The organism is Burkholderia guangdongensis (assembly GCF_013403875.1).
GTDB classification, from domain to species: Bacteria; Pseudomonadota; Gammaproteobacteria; order Burkholderiales; family Burkholderiaceae; genus Burkholderia; species Burkholderia guangdongensis.
Map to the genome: position 1 here is coordinate 153,815 of NZ_JACBNX010000003.1, position 16,256 is coordinate 170,070.

The following is a 16,256-nucleotide window of genomic DNA, read 5'->3' on the forward strand; positions in this document are numbered from 1 at the left end:
TTTAGCGTGGGTGGTGACGTGGGTTAGCCTTTTTCGCCGGAATCGGTCTTTCGCGCCGCGAGCAGCGCGTCGATCTGCGCTTCGTAGGCGTCGTTGAACGCATTGCCGAACAACCGCTGGAAATCGTCCTCGCTGTCGCGCGCGATCTGCGCCTGCATCTGCACGAAGCGATCCCACAGCTTCGCCTTGCGGTTCGACAGCAGCTTGTCCATCACGCCCTGCTCGGTCAGCTCCGCCTCGAGCGCGGCCGGATCGAAGCGGCCGAGCACGTGCGCGAGCGCCGCGCGCATCCCGGCGATCACCGCGAGCTCGTGCGACTGGATGTCGGCGAACGCGTACTCGAGCGCGCGGTCCGGCGGCAGATAGCCGGCGCTGCGGCCGGCCAGCATCTGCGCGAGCGCGCTGTCGACGTCCGGGAAGAACTTCAGCGGATTGTTGTCGCGCGCGACGATCACCGTCGTGTCGAGACGCGCCTCGCGCTTCGTCGTCGAGCGCGAGCGCAGCACGGTCATCGTGCCGCGCAGCGCCTCGCGCAGCATCGCGCCGATCAGATGCGCGAACTCGGCCGGCGGCAGGTTCGGCGCGCGGGTCGGGTCGAGGCCCAGACCGGCGATCAGCGCGGCGAGCGTCGGGTCAGCGGAGTGCGGGAGGGGCGCGGGCGTTGCCTGCGTTGCCTGCGTTGCGGTCGGCTGCCGGACGGCCGCGGGTGTCGCGGCGATGGGCGGTGTCGGCGCGGTCGATTGCGATTGCGGCTCGGGTCGCAGCCCGGGTTGCGGCACGAACGGCGGCATCGGCTGCGGCACCAACGGCGGTTCTGCCAGCGGCGTCGGCTGCGGCACCAACGGCGCTTCTGCCAGCGGCGTCGACTGCGGCACCAACGGCGGTTCTGCCGACGGCATCGGCTGCGACGCCAACGGCGGTTCTACCAGCGGCAGTGGTTGTATCGGCAACGGTTGCGACGCAGCCGGCTGTTGCGGCGGGGATTGCATCTGCACCTGCGGCTGCGATGGCGGCTCGCTCGGCGATTGCGCGCGCACCGGCGGCACAAACTGCGTCAGGTCGTGCGCGAGCGGTTCCAGCGTCGGCAACGGCGGCAACGACGGCGGCTGGACCGGCAACATCGGCTCGTCCGGCAACGGCAACGGCAACGACTGCGCAGTCGCGGGCGACGAAGGCGGCGCAGCGCCGAACAGATCGTCGAACGGCGTCGCACCACCCGGCGCGGGCGCGTCGAGCAGGCTCGCCGGCAGGCCGGTCGGCCCGCCCTGCGGCGCAGGTGGCGGCTGAACCGGCTGACCCGGTGCAAACGCGGGCATCGCCGGCGCGACCGGCATCGCAGGCATCGCGGGCATCGCCGGCGTCACCGGCATCGCCCCCTGCCCCTGCCGCATCACCTGCTCCGCATGCGCGTCCCACTGCGCGAGCGCATCGGCGAGCGGATCGTAGTCGGCCGGAATCCCGCCGCCCGCATGCGCGCCGCCGAGGGCCGGCTGCACCGCGGCCGGCACCGGTGACGAAAACGCCTCGAATTCCGGCGCCACGTGATCGCTCTGCGATCCGCCGAACCCCGGCCGCGCGCCGGCCTGCGCGCCGAACCCCGGCTGCCCGAGCGGATCGAGCGCTACGAGACCGAGCGGGCCGAGCGGGCCAAGCTCCGCGCTGTCCGGCAGCGGGCCGCTCAGCACCTTCGCGGCGGCCAGCGGATCGTGAAAGCCCGGCTGCGCGCCGGCCTCGCGCTCGTGCACCGCGACCTCGAGCAGATAAGGCCCGATCACCAGCCGGTCGCCGTTCGCGAGCCGCGCCTCGCGCGTGCCGCCGATCGCGCGCTCGTTCAGCACGCTCGGATTGGCGCCGAGATCGCACAATAGATACTCGCCGCCGCGACACTCGATCCGCGCCTGCACGCGCGAGATCGCGCGCTGCTGGTCAGGCAGCATCAGCGTGCAATCGGTCGCGCGGCCGATCGTGCCGCCCGCCGGCCCGAACTCGACCGCCATCGGTTCCGCGACGGGCTCGTCGTTGAACCTGGCGACACGCAGCGAAAGTACCGGATTCGTCAGTTGCATCCCCGTTCCCTGGCGGACTCGCGTCCGCCGTCACTTGAGTTTCTTCGTGCCGTCATCCGCATCCGTCGGCGCGGTCGGCGCGGTCGGCGCGGTTGGCGACGCGCCGTCGCCGGACCCGGCCGAGCCCCCCGAATTCAGCTTGATCGGCGTGCCGACGACGGACACGCTCATCGGATCGATCACCACGAACGCGCCGCCGACCTTCAGCGTCAGCATCGCGCCCGCCTCGATCACGACGTTCGCGCCGGCCTTGATGTGGATGTTCGCGGCCGCCTCGATCGCCCAGTTCGCGCCGACTTTTTCCTGCAGATTCTGCCCGGCCTTCAGCGACACGCTCCCGTCGACCTGCGTGTTCTGGTCGCCCTGCACCGCGTCGCTGCGCGTGCCGTTGACCTGCGCGTTCCGGGCGCCCTTCACGGTCTCATGGCACGCGCCATCGACCTCGACGAACTCGTTGCCGCCGATCTTCAGATGACGATCGTTCGCGACGTTCGTCAGCGTGTCGTTCTTGATCCACGTCTCGTGGTCCTTCTCCGCGTGGAAGAACAGCTGCTCGCTGCCCTTCGTGTCGTCGAAGCGGACCTCGTTGTACCCGCCGCCGCCCTTCGTCGAATTGCTCTTCAGCGTCGACAGCGCGCTGTTCGCGGGCAACGCATACGGCGGCATCAGGCTCGCGTTGTACACGCTGCCGGTCACGAGCGGCCGGTCCGGATCGCCTTCGATGAAATCGACGATCACTTCCTGCCCGATCCGCGGCAGGAAAAACGCGCCCCAGTTCTTGCCGGCCCAGCCCTGCGATACGCGCGCCCAGCAGCGCTTCATCCGCTCGTTCGCGTTGGCGGGCGGCGCGAACTGCTCCCAGTGGAACTGCACCTTGATGCGGCCGTACTTGTCCGTGTGGATCTCGTCGCCGTCCGGGCCGACGACCACCGCGGTCTGCGGTCCGCCGACCACCGGCCGCGGCGTCAGCCGCTCCGAGCGGAAATGGTTCTCCTTGCGCAGCGCGACGAAATCGCAATCGAAGAACGGCAGCGACACGTTCCGCGTCGATACGTACTCGTCCGAGTTGATCTCGTAGGTCGCGCGCACGACGAGATAGTCGCGGTTCTGGTCGTCGGTCGCATGCCCGGTCAGCTTGAACAGGCCGCCGGGCCAGATCGCGCGCACCGTCGAGCGCCCGGTGATGCTGTCGTTGCGCGTCTGGCGGATCTCGACGCCGACCTTCGCGTAGCGGTCGCCGTCGCTCGACTGCACGTGCCCGGTCAGATGCTCCTGCATCGTGTAGACCGGCGCGTCGTAGGCCGTCGGCCGCGTCGAGCGCGACAGCAGCCCCTGCTGGTTGCTCGCCGACGGCTTCTCGAAGTCGTAGTCGTTGACTTCGTACGTGCCGGTCTGCAGCTCCGCGCCCGCCATCCAGTCGTAGATCCCTTCCTTCTCGGTCAGCGGACCGTAGCCGGGGTCATACGAGATCGTCGGGTAATGGTCGAGCGGCGCGTGCACGTCGCCCGAATCGGTCAGCACGAGCGTGTGCTTGCCGCCGCTGTGCTCGAAGTAGTAGTAGATGCCCTCGCGCTCCAGCAGCCGGCTGACGAAGTCGAAATCGGTCTCGCGATACTGCGCGCAGTGCTCGAGCGTCGGATAGGTCGCCGCGCACTTGTTGCTGAGATCGACATTGTAGTCCTGCAGCACTTTCGTGACGATGTCCGGCACCGTCATCTCGTAGAAAAAACGGCAGTGCGACGCGCGCGTGAGCAGCCACAGACGCGGCCGCACGGTCGCCTCGTAGCGCGCCATCCGGTTGCGGGTCTTGTCGCCCGGCACCGCGATCCGGAACGCGGTGACGATGCCGTTGATCTGCCGCTCGCCGCCGGCCGGCAGCGACAGCTCGACCGAAATGTCCTGGCCGAGCAGATCGCCCGGCTTCAGCGCGTTGCTCGTGCTCAGCAGCTCGAGCTGAAAGCGGCTCAACCGGCCCAGCTCCTCGGTGCCGGTCAGGCGCAGGAACTTCAGGTCGTCGCCGGCCGCCGCGCAAGTGACGGACACCTGGCGGTGCGGATCGCGCGTGGTCATGTCGAACTCTTCACGGAATCATCGTGTTGACGGTGGCCGGATTGACGATCGATATCACGCCGCCCCAGTTGCACATGCATTTCGACACGTTGTCGAGCGACGGCTGATTGCCGAGCAGCACCGTCGGCGCGCCGGCCACCCACGGCGACGGTGTCATCGGAATGCACGGCATCGGCGTCAGCACGCCCATCGCGGCGGCGGTCGCGGCCGCAACGGTCGGGTTCGAGGGCGAGTTGCACATCCCGAACGGCATGATGTTGACCATCGGGATGTGATCCATGATGTTCGCGGCGGGCGGCCCTTCGCCGAGCACACGGTTCACCGGCAGCACGACGAGCGCCGACGTCGCCATCCCGAACGTGCATTGCAGCGTCGCGCCCATGCTGACTTGTTGCGGCATCTTCGGCCTCCGATCGATCAGGGTTCCGGATGATTTCCGTCATCGAGCGTGCTCAGTCGAACGCATAGACGAACTCGCCGTCGCGTGCGCCCACCTGCACCTTCGACACCGTCGCGCCGTTCATCATCCGCGTCAGGAACTCGTTGCTGACGTGCGGCAGCAGCGAGTTCGTCAGGATCGCGTCGATCATCCGGCCGCCGCTCTCGAGCTCGGTGCAGCGGCTCGCGATCAGCTTCACCACGTCGTCATCGTACGTGAACGGGATCTTGTACGTCGCGCGGATCCGCGATTCGATCCGGCGGAGCTGCAGCCGGATGATCGCGCCGAGCATCTCGTCCGACAGCGGATAATACGGAATCGTGACGACGCGGCCAAGCAGCGCCGGCGGGAACACCTTCAGCAGCGGCTCGCGCAGCGCCTTCGCGATCCCGTCCGGGTCCGGCATCAGCTCCGGATCCTTGCAGAGGTTCGTGATCAGGTCGGTGCCGGCGTTCGTCGTCAGCAGGATCAGCGTGTTCTTGAAATCGATCACGCGGCCTTCGCCGTCCTCCATCCAGCCCTTGTCGAACACCTGGAAAAAGATCTCGTGCACGTCCGGATGCGCCTTCTCGACCTCGTCGAGCAGCACGACGCTGTACGGCCGGCGGCGCACCGCCTCGGTCAGCACGCCGCCCTCGCCGTAGCCGACGTATCCGGGCGGCGCGCCCTTCAGCGACGACACCGTGTGCGCTTCCTGATACTCGCTCATGTTGATCGTGATCACGTTCTGCTCGCCGCCGTACAGCACCTCGGCGAGCGCGAGCGCGGTCTCGGTCTTGCCGACGCCGGACGTGCCGGCGAGCATGAACACGCCGATCGGCTTGTTCGGGTTGTCGAGGCCCGCGCGCGACGTCTGGATCCGCTTCGCGATCATCGCGGTCGCGTGGCCCTGGCCGATGATCCGCTTGTTCAGGTTCTCGGCGAGCTTCAGCACGTTCTCGATCTCGTTCTTCACCATCCGGCCGACCGGGATGCCGGTCCAGTCCTGCACGACCGACGCGACCGCCTGCCGGTCGACGGTCGGCAGGATCAGCGGATCGTCGCCCTGATGCGCGGCGAGCGTCGCCTGCAGCTCGCGCAGCTCGGCCAGACGCGCGCCGGCCGCGGCCGGGTCCGCGTTCGCGTCGGCAGCAGCGGCGTCAGACGCGGCTTCGGGCGCACCCTCGACCTTGCCGGTCTCGCCGCGCAGTTGCGCGCGCAGCGCGAGAATTTTCTCGACGAGCGCCTTCTCGGTCTGCCAGCGCGCATCGAGCTCCGCGAGGCGCGCCTGCTCCGCCGCGAGCTTCTCCGACGCGGCGGCCTCGCGCTCGCGCGTGTCGACGCCGACGGCCGTTTCGCGCGCGATGATCTCGAGCTCCGTCTCGAGCGCGGCGATCCGCTTGCGCGAATCGTCGACCGACGGCGGCGTCGCGTGCTGGCTCACCGCCACGCGCGCGCACGCGGTGTCGAGCAGGCTCACGGCCTTGTCCGGCAGCTGACGCGCCGGAATGTAGCGATGCGACAGCCGCACCGCGGCATCGAGCGCCTCGTCGAGAATCTGCACCTTGTGATGCCTCTCCATCGTCGACGTGATCCCGCGCATCATCAGGATCGCCTTCGTCTCGTCCGGCTCCGGCACCTGCACGACCTGGAAGCGCCGCGTGAGCGCCGGATCCTTCTCGATGTGCTTCTTGTACTCGGCCCACGTCGTCGCGGCGACGGTGCGCAGCGTGCCGCGCGCGAGCGCCGGCTTCAGCAGGTTCGCCGCATCCCCGGTGCCGGCCGCGCCGCCCGCGCCGACGAGCGTGTGCGCCTCGTCGATGAACAGGATGATCGGTTTTTCCGACGCCTGCACTTCCTCGATCACCTGCCGCAGCCGGTTCTCGAACTCGCCCTTCATGCTCGCACCCGCCTGCAGCAGGCCGACGTCGAGCGTGCGAAGCTGCACGTCGCGCAGCGACGGCGGCACGTCGCCGGCGACGATCCGCTGCGCGAAGCCCTCGACGACCGCGGTCTTGCCGACGCCGGCCTCGCCGGTCAGGATCGGGTTGTTCTGCCGGCGGCGCATCAGGATGTCGACGACCTGGCGGATCTCCTCGTCACGCCCGACGATCGGATCGAGCTTGCCGCTTCTCGCCTGCTCGGTCAGGTCGGTCGTGAAGCGGCGCAGCGCCTCCTGCTTGCCCATCGCGGCGGGCGGCACCGCGCCGCCCTCGCCGTCGGCAGACGCTGCGGCAGCCTGGAAGCCGTCGCTCGCGCTCATCGACGCTTCCGGCGAGCCGCCGACCACACGGTCGAACTCCTCGACGAGCGCATCGAGCTTGACCCGCTCGAACTGCCGCGAGATTCCGTAGAGCGCGTTGCGCAGCGACGGCGTCTTCAGCAGGCCGACGATCAGGTGCCCGGTGCGCACCTGCGATTCGCCGAACAGCAGCGAGCCGAACACCCAGCCGCGCTCGACCGCCTCCTCGACCTGCGAGCCGATGTCGAGCGACGACGCGCCGCGCGGCAGCCGGTCGAGCGCTTCGGTCAGGTCGCGCGCGAGCCCGGCCGGATCGACGCCGAAGTGCTTGATGATCCGGTGCAGGTCCGAATCCTGCGTCTGCAGGATCTGATGGAACCAGTGCACGAGCTCGATGTACGGATTGCCGCGCAGCTTGCAGAACACGTTCGCGCTTTCGATCGCGCGGTATCCCAGCTTGTTCAGTTTGCCGAACAGTGCAGCCCGTTTGATCTCAGCCATGATTTATTCCTTCGTTGAAGGTTGACGTTCCGGCGCCGCACCCCGCGCGGGCATGCGCGGGCGCCCCGACGCATCGGCCGGTTGGAGCAGCAACTGTTTCTGGTCGCCGGCGGCCGCGCCGCGCAGCACCCAGCTCGTATAGCCGAGCCGCGCGTGGCGCCCGAGCTTCAGGCGCGGCACGTCCGCCTGCCTGAGCTGCAGGTTCACGTCCCAGTCGAGGCCGTCGCGCACGTAATTGCGCACCCAGTCGACGAGACGCCGCAGGCTGTCGCCGCCCGGCAGAAAGCGCTCGTAATCGGCGATCGAAAGCGGCCCGATCACGATGCGGAACTTGTGCTGGCCGTCCCATACGCGTGCGCCGAGCAGCGTCGACACGCCGAGCCGCGACGAGCCGTCGCGCGCCCCGAGCCGCGACACCTCCGTCGACGGCAGACGCATCCAGTGTCCGACCCACTGCTCGATCTCGACCGGCAGCTCGAAGAAGCGCGACAGCACGAGCTTCAGGCCCGCCGCGTGCCGCGTCGGCGCGGCGAGCAGCCCGGCGAAATGCAGCTTCGCGAAATCCGGCACCGTGTCGCGCTCGCGCAGCGCCGGCTCGCCGAGGCCGAACACGGTGCCGACGTAGGTCGAAAAGCGGTCGCGCTCGGGCCGGTCGAGGTTCACGGCCGGCTGCGCGTCGGCCCACGCGCGATAGAACAGCGACGCCATCCGGTGATGGAACACGTCGAGAAAACGCGCGAGCGTCGGATCGTTGCCGTTGCGCAAGCGGTCGCGCACGTACTCGGTCAGATGCAGCGGCATCGGCCCGTTCGGCCCGAGCAGCCCGAAGAAGTTGATCGCGAGGCGCGCCGGATCGCGGTCCGTCGCCGGCGTGAACGCGCCGAGCGTCGTCGGATGGAACACGAGCTCCGGCTCCTGCGAGAAGCGCACCGCGTCGTCGCGCGGCCGCAGCGACGCGCCGACGCGCGGCGCGTGCGGATACGCGATCTCGAGCAGCCGCACCGCCTGGAAGAAATCGAAGCGACCGGCGTCGGTCTCGAGCAGGCCCAACAGCGTCAGAGCGTCCGGCATTGTCCGATCCTCGCTGGCCATCGCATGATCTCGCCGCGCGACTGCGACCGAACGACCGTTTCGGCGAACGAATTGAGCGATACGTATTGCGCGAAGAAATGCGCGAGCACCGCACCGAGCAGGAACGCGCCGGCGCCGCCGAACGGCGCTTCGTCGAACGTCAGCGTCACCTCGAGGCCGCGGCCGAACGCGATCGGCCCGCTGCCCGGCAGCCGGCGCGTGACCGAGCGCGAATCGATCGAGCGCAGCCCTTCGATCATCCGCTGCGTCGCGACGTCGTCGGCCGGGCAGTACAAGCCGAGCAGATCGCGCATCGCGCGCGCGCCTTCTTCCGCGCCGGAGTCGATCAGCGACGCATAGTTCAGCGACAGATGGCTCAACAGCCGCCACGCGACCGCGCCGTGCGCGTACGACGGCAGCGGCCGGCTCGGGCCGCTCACGCAGCGCACGCGCTCGACCGGCGCCTCGACGTCGAGCGTGAAATCGCTCGGGCCGGCGCCGAGCGCCATCATCAGCGGCAGGTCGCGGTTCGTGCACAGCACCTGCAGCCCGAGCTGGCGCAGGTCGCCGCGAAACGGCGCGTTCGCCGCGTCGACGAGCGAGATGAACGTCTCGCTGCCGAGATAGCTGCTGCGCGCGCCGCGCTCGGCCTGCCGCGCCGACTGCATGCGCCTGTCGCGCCGCACCTGGTAGTACGCGCCCGCCTGATACGCGGCGCCGAGATCGCGCGCGCGATAGAACGGCTCGAACTTCTGCTCGGCGACGGTGCCGGCGCTGTAGCCGGTCACCTCGTCGATCCGGTAGATCTCGAAATCCATCGGCCGCGTGCGGTCGGCGACGACGTGATACTCGAACTGCTCGGCGGTGAGCGCGATCCGGTCGGTGCGCCGGGCAAACAGGTTGATCGCCGGCGTGCAGTGCAGCGCGAAATTCGACGCGTCGAGCGCCTGCTCGAGCACCGGATCGGCACGGTTCAGCAACACGATCACCTCGACCTCGGCGTCCGCGCAGCGGCGCAGCGCGGGCAGCAGCCCGTCGATGCCGATGAACAGGAAGCGCTGCGGGAACGCAAAGTATTCCTGCAGCAGCCGATAGCCCTGGAACGCCTGCCGGCTGACCGGCAGCAGCGCCTCGTCCTCGCCGAAACCGAGCGGCTTCACCGCGCTCGCCGGCAACTGCGCGTGCCACGGCGCGGGGCGCGCGACCGGCATCACGACGACGCCCGCCGCCGACGCGAGCAGCCGCTCGTGGATGCGCAGCGGCATCGAATCGGCGCCGCGCACGTACAGCGCGAGCCGGTCGAGCTGCAACTGGCCGATCTTCAGGCCGCCGGTCGCGCGCAGCCGCAGCCGCAACCCCGCCTTCACGCCGGCCGGCAGCGCGATGTCCGCGCCGCCGAGCGAGCCCGAGTGCGTGAAGAACTTCGCATCCGCGAGCTCGAGCGGCCACAGCGTCAGGTCGTGCGCGGTCCGGTATTCGCAGCGCGTCGAGCCGCTCTTGTCGAGCGCGCTGCGCAGCGCGCCGCCGCGCGGGATCTTCACGCCTTCGGCGAGCCCCGGGTTCGTCAGGTCGGGCTGGATCTGCACGACCGCCATCGACGGCGTCGGCGCCAGATAGTGCGGATAGACGAGCTCCGCGAGATGCTGCGTGAAGCGCGGAAACTCCGCGTCGATCTTCATCTGCACGCGCGCGGCGAGAAAACTGAAGCCTTCGAGCAGACGCTCGACGTAAGGGTCCGCGCACTCGAGATTCTCGAGCCCGAGGCGCGACGCGATCTTCGGAAACGCGCGCGCGAACTCGCCGCCCATCTCGCGCAGATGCTGAAGTTCCTGGCTGTAGTACTTGAGCAGTTCCGGATTCATGGATTCAGCGCGGCGCGCCCTGTTCGAGCACTCTGATTTCCCCGGCCTCGAGATCGAAATCGGTGCGGAAATACAGCCGCTCCGGATAAGGCTGCGCCCACAGATCGCCTTCGATCACGAACGACACCGTGTTGTGCCGCCCGGTCGTCTCCTCCGCCTGAACCGCGGTGACGCTCACCGTGTCGCGCAGGATGCGCGGCTCGAACGCGCGGATCGTGTCGCGCACGATCCGCTCGAGCTGCGCGACGTCGATGCTCGACGCGGTCTTGCCGGCGATGTCCGGAAAGCCGTAGTTGACGACCGACGTCGCGACGTACGGATAGCGCGACACGTCCTGCACCGACTCGAGCCCGTTCGCGTTCAGCAGCCAGCCGAGATCGCGCTGCACGCTCTGCCGGAGCGCGCGCATCGACAGCACGCGCCGTTCGCGCGGCTCCTGCTGCGCGTCGGGCTCGTGATCGGTCAGCCGGTCGAGCAGCGACGGCTGCAGGCGGTCGCGGATGCTGGTGGTCTCAGCCATGACTCGGCGCGGCGTCGCCGCTTTCCGATGGCGGCGCGTCGACGTTCAGCTCGAGCGTGCGCACGTCGAGCAGCGCGCAGTCGGTCGCGTCGGTCGCGAAGAGCCGCTGGCCGACCGGCCGCGCATTGCCCTCACTCGCGCCCGCTTCGATCCATTCGGTCTTGCGCGCGAGCCACAGCGCATGGTCCTTTTCGGCGAGCGTGCCCGCATAGCGCGTCGGGATCAGCCCGACCGCCTGTCCGTCGTTCGCCCACGTGAAGATCGCGGGCATCCACACGCGGTCGCGCAGGTCGGACGGCGCTTCGATCTCGATCTTCTTGATCCGGAAAAACGGAATCCAGTAATAGCGGCCGTTCAGCACGACCTCGAGCGTCGGCCCGAGCCGGCCGTCGGCATCGGCGATCCAGTCGAACGGCTCGCCGTTCAGCGCGCCCGACGTCGCCGGCGCGTCGTCGAACGCCTTCGCGCGCGCGGCCGACGCGGCCGCCGCATCACCGTGCGCCTCGAGCCGCAGCGCATCGATCAGCAGCGCGAGCCATCCGGTCGGCTCGCCGAAGATCAGCGGCGTGCGCTTGCCGTCGAACACCTCGCCGCGCAGCACCTCGCACTGCAGCGCGTCGCGATACAACTGCACCATCGGCAGCGCGGCCGCGTCGAGATCGCCGACCACGTTCAATTGCGTCAGCGCGCGATCCCACGCGCCCATCACCGCGAGCAGCTGAAACAGGAATACGCGGTTCGCCGCTTTGGCCGGATCGCCGCGAACCTGGTTCTGCAACTGGCGCAGGCATTCGTCGAGATCGCCGTCGCGCAAGCTTTGCTCTGCCGTCATTTCGGTATGCTCCCGTCAGGCCGTCGATACCGCGCGGCACACTGCGCCGGGTGTTCGCATCGCGCGCCACCGCGCGATGCGAACACCCGGCCATGGTCGGACTCAGCCTTCCTTGTTTACCGCGATGTCGTACGTGAACGGAATCTCGGTGTCGCCCGAGCCGTCCGGCTTTTGCGGCGTGTACGTGTACGTGAACTTCGCGAAATTGAGCGTGACGTTCTCGGTCAGGCGATCCTCGCCGCCCGAGCCACCCGACGATATCGACGTCACGATCACCTCGTCCATCTCGACCTTGATGTACTCGAGCGGCTTGCCGCCGGCCTTGCGCACGAACAGCTCCACCTTCGTGAAGTGATCGCCGGTGACGCACGATCGCAGCAGGCCCGGCGTCGCCTTGTCGACGTATTTGGTGAACGACAGATCCTGCACGTTGGCCTTGCCGGCGCCGGCGCCGCCGCCCATGTGCGCGGAGCCGGAGTTGCTCATGCCCCAGCTCCACGCGAGCACGTCGATCTGGTCCTTGTGTTTGTCGTCGCGCGACTCGCCCTTCAGTTCGCCCTTCGAGTCGGTCATCTTGATAAAGATATCGACAGCCATGTTCTTCTCCGATCAAAAAGAATGTGCAACGGGTTGGGACTTCCGTCAGGCCGCCTTGGCCGACGGGAGCTTCGACACGAGCCGCAGCGACACGGTCAGACCTTCAAGCTGGTAATGCGGACGCAGGAAAAACTTCGACGTGTAATACCCGGGATTGCCCTCCACCTCCTCGATCACGACCTCCGCGGCGGCCAGCGGCTTGCGCGCCTTCGTCTCCTCCGACGAGCGGGCCGGATCGCCATCGACGTACTGCTGGATCCAGGTCTGCAGCCAGCGCTGCATGTCGTCCTTTTCCTTGAAGCTGCCGATCTTGTCGCGCACGATGCACTTCAGGTAATGCGCGAAGCGGCTGCACGCGAACAGGTACGGCAGGCGCGCGGCGAGGTTCGCGTTCGCGGTCGCGTCCGGATCGTCGTATTCGGCCGGCTTGTGCAGCGACTGCGCGCCGATGAACGCGGCGAAATCCGAGTTCTTCTTGTGCACGAGCGGCATGAAGCCGTTCTTCGCGAGCTCCGCCTCGCGCCGGTCGCTGATCGCGATCTCGGTCGGGCACTTCATGTCGACGCCGCCGTCGTCGGTCGGGAACGAATGCACGGGCAGCCCCTCGACCGCGCCGCCCGACTCGATCCCGCGAATCCGCGAGCACCAGCCGTACATCTTGAACGAGCGGTTGATGTTCACCGCCATCGCGTACGCGGCGTTCGCCCACGAGTACTTCGTGCTGTCCGCGCCGGCCGTGTCTTCCTCGAAGTCGAACTCGTCGACCGGGTTCGTCTTCGCGCCGTACGGCGCGCGCGCGAGGAAGCGCGGCATCGCGAGGCCGATGTAGCGCGAATCCTCCGACTCGCGCAGCGAGCGCCACGCCGCGTGTTCCGGCGTCTGGAAGATCTTCGTCAGATCGCGCGGATTCGCGAGTTCCTGCCACGAATCCATCAGCATCACCGTCGGATCGGCCGCCGAGATGAACGGCGCGTGCGACGCCGCGGAGATCTTCGAGATCTGCGTGAGCAGGTCGACGTCCGGGCCGCTGTTGTCGAAGTAGTAATCGGCGACGAGGCAGCCGTACGGCTCGCCGCCGAACTGGCCGTACTCCTCCTCGTAGAGCTTCTTGAAGAACGGGCTCTGGTCCCACGCCGTGCCCTTGTACTTCTTCAGCGTCTTGTACAGGTCGTTCTTCGACACGTTCAGCACGCGGATCTTCAGCGTCTCGTCGGTCTCGGTGTTGTTGACCAGATAGTGCAGGCCGCGCCATGCGCTCTCGACCTTCTGGAATTCCTCGGTATGGATGATCTTGTTGACCTGCTCGGTCAGCTTCTTGTCGATTTGCGCGATCAGCGATTCGATCGTCGCGAGCACGTCGCCGGAGATCACGTTCGAGTCGCGCAGCGCCTGCTCGGCGAGCGTGCGCACCGCGGTCTCGACCGCTTCCTTCGCCTTCTCGGTCTTCGGTTTGAATTCCTTCTGCAGCAGATTCGCGAAATCGCTCATCTCGACCGCAGCTTCGCCCTGCTGCTGCACTTGCCCTTCGCTGTTGGGTTCGGCCATGTCAGTCTCCACGGTGGATCTGGATCGTGCTCGTCATTCCTGGGGCTTCGGCGCGGATGCGAGCGCCTGCAGCAGCGTCGGATCGCTCAGCAGCTTGCCGATCAGCTCCTCCGCACCGGTCTTGCCGTCCATGTACGTGAGCAGGTTCTGCAGCTGGCCGCGCGCCTCGAGCAACTTCGCGAGCGCGTCGACCTTGCGCGCGACCGCGGCGGGCGAGAAGTCGTCCATGCTCTCGAACGTCATGTCGACGGCGAGATTGCCGTCGCCGGTCAGCATGTTCGGCACCTGCACCGCGACGCGCGGCTTCATCGATTTGAGGCGCTCGTCGAAGTTGTCGACGTCGATCTCGAGAAACTTGCGATCGGCGACGGGCGCGAGCGGATCCGCCGGCTGCCCGGACAGATCGGCCATCACGCCCATGACGAACGGCAGATGCACCTTCTTTTCGGCGCCGTAGACCTCGACGTCGTACTCGATCTGCACGCGCGGCGCGCGATTGCGCGCGATGAATTTCTGGCTGCTTTCCTTGGCCACGTCAGTTCCCCTGGTTGACGCCGCACCCGCCGCAGGCGTGGCGGCGCGTCAGTTGCAATGCGAATGGATACCCCGTCGAAGACTCGCTAAAACCCGCTCAGATTCGTTCTCACTCGTTCGTGATACCGCCGACCTGCCGGACCTGCCCCAGACCGTCGGGCGCCAGGTCTTCCAGGATTTCGATGAAGCTCTTGTCGACCAGACGCAGCGCGCGCAGCAGCAACAGCGGCACCGGGCTCGACGGCTCGTGCTTCTCGTAGTACTCGCAGATGCGATTGATCGCCTTGATCACGTCCTGCCGGCTCGTGATCTCGCCGGTCGCCACGACGACCGCCGGCACAGCGGTCGCCGCCACGGGCATCGCGCCGTCGATGGGCGCGTCGTTCGCTGCGTCCGCGACACCCGGCGCAGCGGCGCCGCCGACACGTTCGCCGAGGAACTCCGCCGCGCGGCGCAGCATCCGCGCGAGCGGCGTCAGGTCGAGCGCGCGCGACGCGCCGACGCGCTCGGTCAGCAGCGACTCGATCCGTGTGGTGCTCTGCTGCGCGGCGACGAGCGCCGCGTGCGTGACGACGGCGTCATCGCGCGCGTCGGCGACGATCCCGTCGAGCGATGTGAACGTCGGCACGTCGGCGTCGGCGGGCGCCGGCACCTCGCCGCTCGCGTATTCGACGTCGCGCAGGCGTACGACCCCGTTCAGACGCGACGCGGCAAGCGGCGCGTTGCGCACATCGCTCAGGATTCCGGATTGTTCGGCGAGCATCGCGAGCACGTTCACGCGCGCGGTCGGATCGTTGTCGTCGTCGGGATCGAGTTGCGGATAGAGATGGTCCCAGCAGCGCTCGAGCATGCCTTCGAGCAGCGCGAGGCCGTCGGCGAGGCCGGTGAAGCCGTGGCGGTTCAGCAGCGTGCGCGACAGATGCGCGGCGACGCGCAGGTCGTGGCTTTTTTCGAGGAGACCGAGCGCCAGCGCTTCGGCCGCCTTCCAGTCCGGCTCGGTCGCCGCGACGACGGTGTCGCCGTACTGCACGTCCGGCTTGCCGTTCACCGCCGTTTCGAGTTCCAGGAACGCCGGATCGTACTCGACGTCGATACCGCCGGGTGAATCCGGGGAAAGATCGGCGAGCAGTGCCCCCGTGTCAAGCGTAGCCATCTTTTTCCGGCGTCGATTTCGATTGAATAAACGTCAGCATGCCGCTCGAATGAACGGCATGCGCCTGAGTGACCGACTAACTTGATTCCCCTGTTTCGACGTACTACCGATGTGCAACCAGCGATCCAGTCTTATACGGCTGCGTTGCGCAACCTTTAATGTGTGCCTCGATGCGATCCGATATGAGCATAGCACGCAATTTGCAAAAAAACAGTGACACCCTGCGTCGGTATTCCACCTAATTACCGTCTCCGGCCTTTAATGAAATCGCGCGCGATCACTCAATATACTATGCAGTCGCTTAATATATTTAATATTAATAATACGTATGCGGATAGCAATGCCGCCACGTGCAATCCGGGGCACGAACCCGCGCGTCGCGCGCTCGCCCGCGGCCGGCCGGGCCCGGCATCGGCACCGGCACTTTTCAGACGATCCAGCTGTTTCGCCATCCAGCGCGAATCCCTCCGGATCCCCGCCGGACAAGGCTTTCGTCCGACCACGCGCGTACCGGCGATCGCCTGCCGCGCACCCGCCGGCATCGAGGCGGGCGCCTGCGCGCCGCGCGAATCAGGCCTACCCGCAGGCCTGCCGCCCTTGCGCCTGAAAAAAAACCGCCCGGCACGTTCATGAAATCGAGGAATTCATGTATAAATCGCCGCATCCAAAAACCGTCCATGATAAAAATCCGCTCGTTCGGTTTCCATACCGCGAATATGGTATTTACTGGTTTCACATATGCGCGTGACTATTGATAGACTTCCCAATACGCAATAAATTGATGCGTCGTCCGATTCGACGACGCGCGACGGCCGCCGAGTGCCCGGCCGCCGTCGCCGGTTCGA

The 16,256-nt window shown here is 67.6% G+C and carries 12 protein-coding genes; all 12 read right to left on the bottom strand.

The features are described from left to right. Positions 1-23 precede the first annotated feature (23 nt). Complete coding sequence (gene tagH / locus HZI36_RS04455; RefSeq protein WP_218883636.1) at positions 24-2,066, bottom strand: type VI secretion system-associated FHA domain protein TagH; 2,043 nt, start codon at positions 2,064-2,066, stop codon at positions 24-26. A gap of 30 nt (positions 2,067-2,096) precedes the next feature. After that, positions 2,097-4,136 carry a type VI secretion system Vgr family protein gene (locus HZI36_RS04465; RefSeq protein WP_179401426.1) on the bottom strand — a complete coding sequence of 680 codons (2,040 nt, stop codon included), beginning with the start codon at positions 4,134-4,136 and terminating at the stop codon, positions 2,097-2,099. Positions 4,137-4,146: 10 nt separating this feature from the next. Beyond that, complete coding sequence (locus HZI36_RS04470; RefSeq protein ID WP_179401427.1) at positions 4,147-4,536, bottom strand: DUF4280 domain-containing protein; 390 nt, start codon at positions 4,534-4,536, stop codon at positions 4,147-4,149. A 52-nt stretch (positions 4,537-4,588) separates the two neighbouring features. Beyond that, complete coding sequence (gene tssH / locus HZI36_RS04475; RefSeq protein ID WP_179401428.1) at positions 4,589-7,297, bottom strand: type VI secretion system ATPase TssH; 2,709 nt, start codon at positions 7,295-7,297, stop codon at positions 4,589-4,591. A gap of 3 nt (positions 7,298-7,300) precedes the next feature. After that, positions 7,301-8,368, bottom strand: coding sequence for a type VI secretion system baseplate subunit TssG (tssG, locus tag HZI36_RS04480; protein ID WP_179401429.1), 1,068 nt, complete (start codon positions 8,366-8,368; stop codon positions 7,301-7,303). Further along, entirely contained in the window at positions 8,353-10,230 is a 1,878-nt protein-coding gene (tssF, locus tag HZI36_RS04485; RefSeq protein ID WP_179401430.1) for a type VI secretion system baseplate subunit TssF, read from the bottom strand. Before tssF ends, tssG begins: the two co-directional genes overlap by 16 nt. A 4-nt stretch (positions 10,231-10,234) precedes the next feature. Next, on the bottom strand, positions 10,235-10,750 hold the full coding sequence (gene tssE, locus HZI36_RS04490) for a type VI secretion system baseplate subunit TssE (protein WP_179401431.1): 516 nt from the start codon (positions 10,748-10,750) through the stop codon (positions 10,235-10,237). Further along, entirely contained in the window at positions 10,743-11,582 is an 840-nt protein-coding gene (locus HZI36_RS04495; RefSeq protein WP_179401432.1) for a type VI secretion system accessory protein TagJ, read from the bottom strand. The genes tssE and HZI36_RS04495 overlap by 8 nt, the downstream gene beginning before the upstream one ends. Positions 11,583-11,684: 102 nt before the next feature. Further along, positions 11,685-12,179, bottom strand: a complete 495-nt coding sequence (locus HZI36_RS04500) for an Hcp family type VI secretion system effector (protein WP_179401433.1) — start codon at positions 12,177-12,179, stop codon at positions 11,685-11,687. Between the two features lie 45 nt (positions 12,180-12,224). After that, on the bottom strand, positions 12,225-13,724 hold the full coding sequence (tssC, locus tag HZI36_RS04505; protein ID WP_179401434.1) for a type VI secretion system contractile sheath large subunit: 1,500 nt from the start codon (positions 13,722-13,724) through the stop codon (positions 12,225-12,227). A 33-nt stretch (positions 13,725-13,757) separates the two neighbouring features. Continuing rightward, a complete protein-coding gene (gene tssB / locus HZI36_RS04510; protein ID WP_179401435.1) occupies positions 13,758-14,258 on the bottom strand; it encodes a type VI secretion system contractile sheath small subunit in 501 nt (166 codons plus the stop codon). Between the two features lie 109 nt (positions 14,259-14,367). Beyond that, positions 14,368-15,411: a type VI secretion system protein TssA gene (tssA, locus tag HZI36_RS04515; RefSeq protein WP_179401436.1), complete on the bottom strand. Its 1,044-nt coding sequence runs from the start codon at positions 15,409-15,411 to the stop codon at positions 14,368-14,370. Positions 15,412-16,256 lie beyond the last annotated feature (845 nt).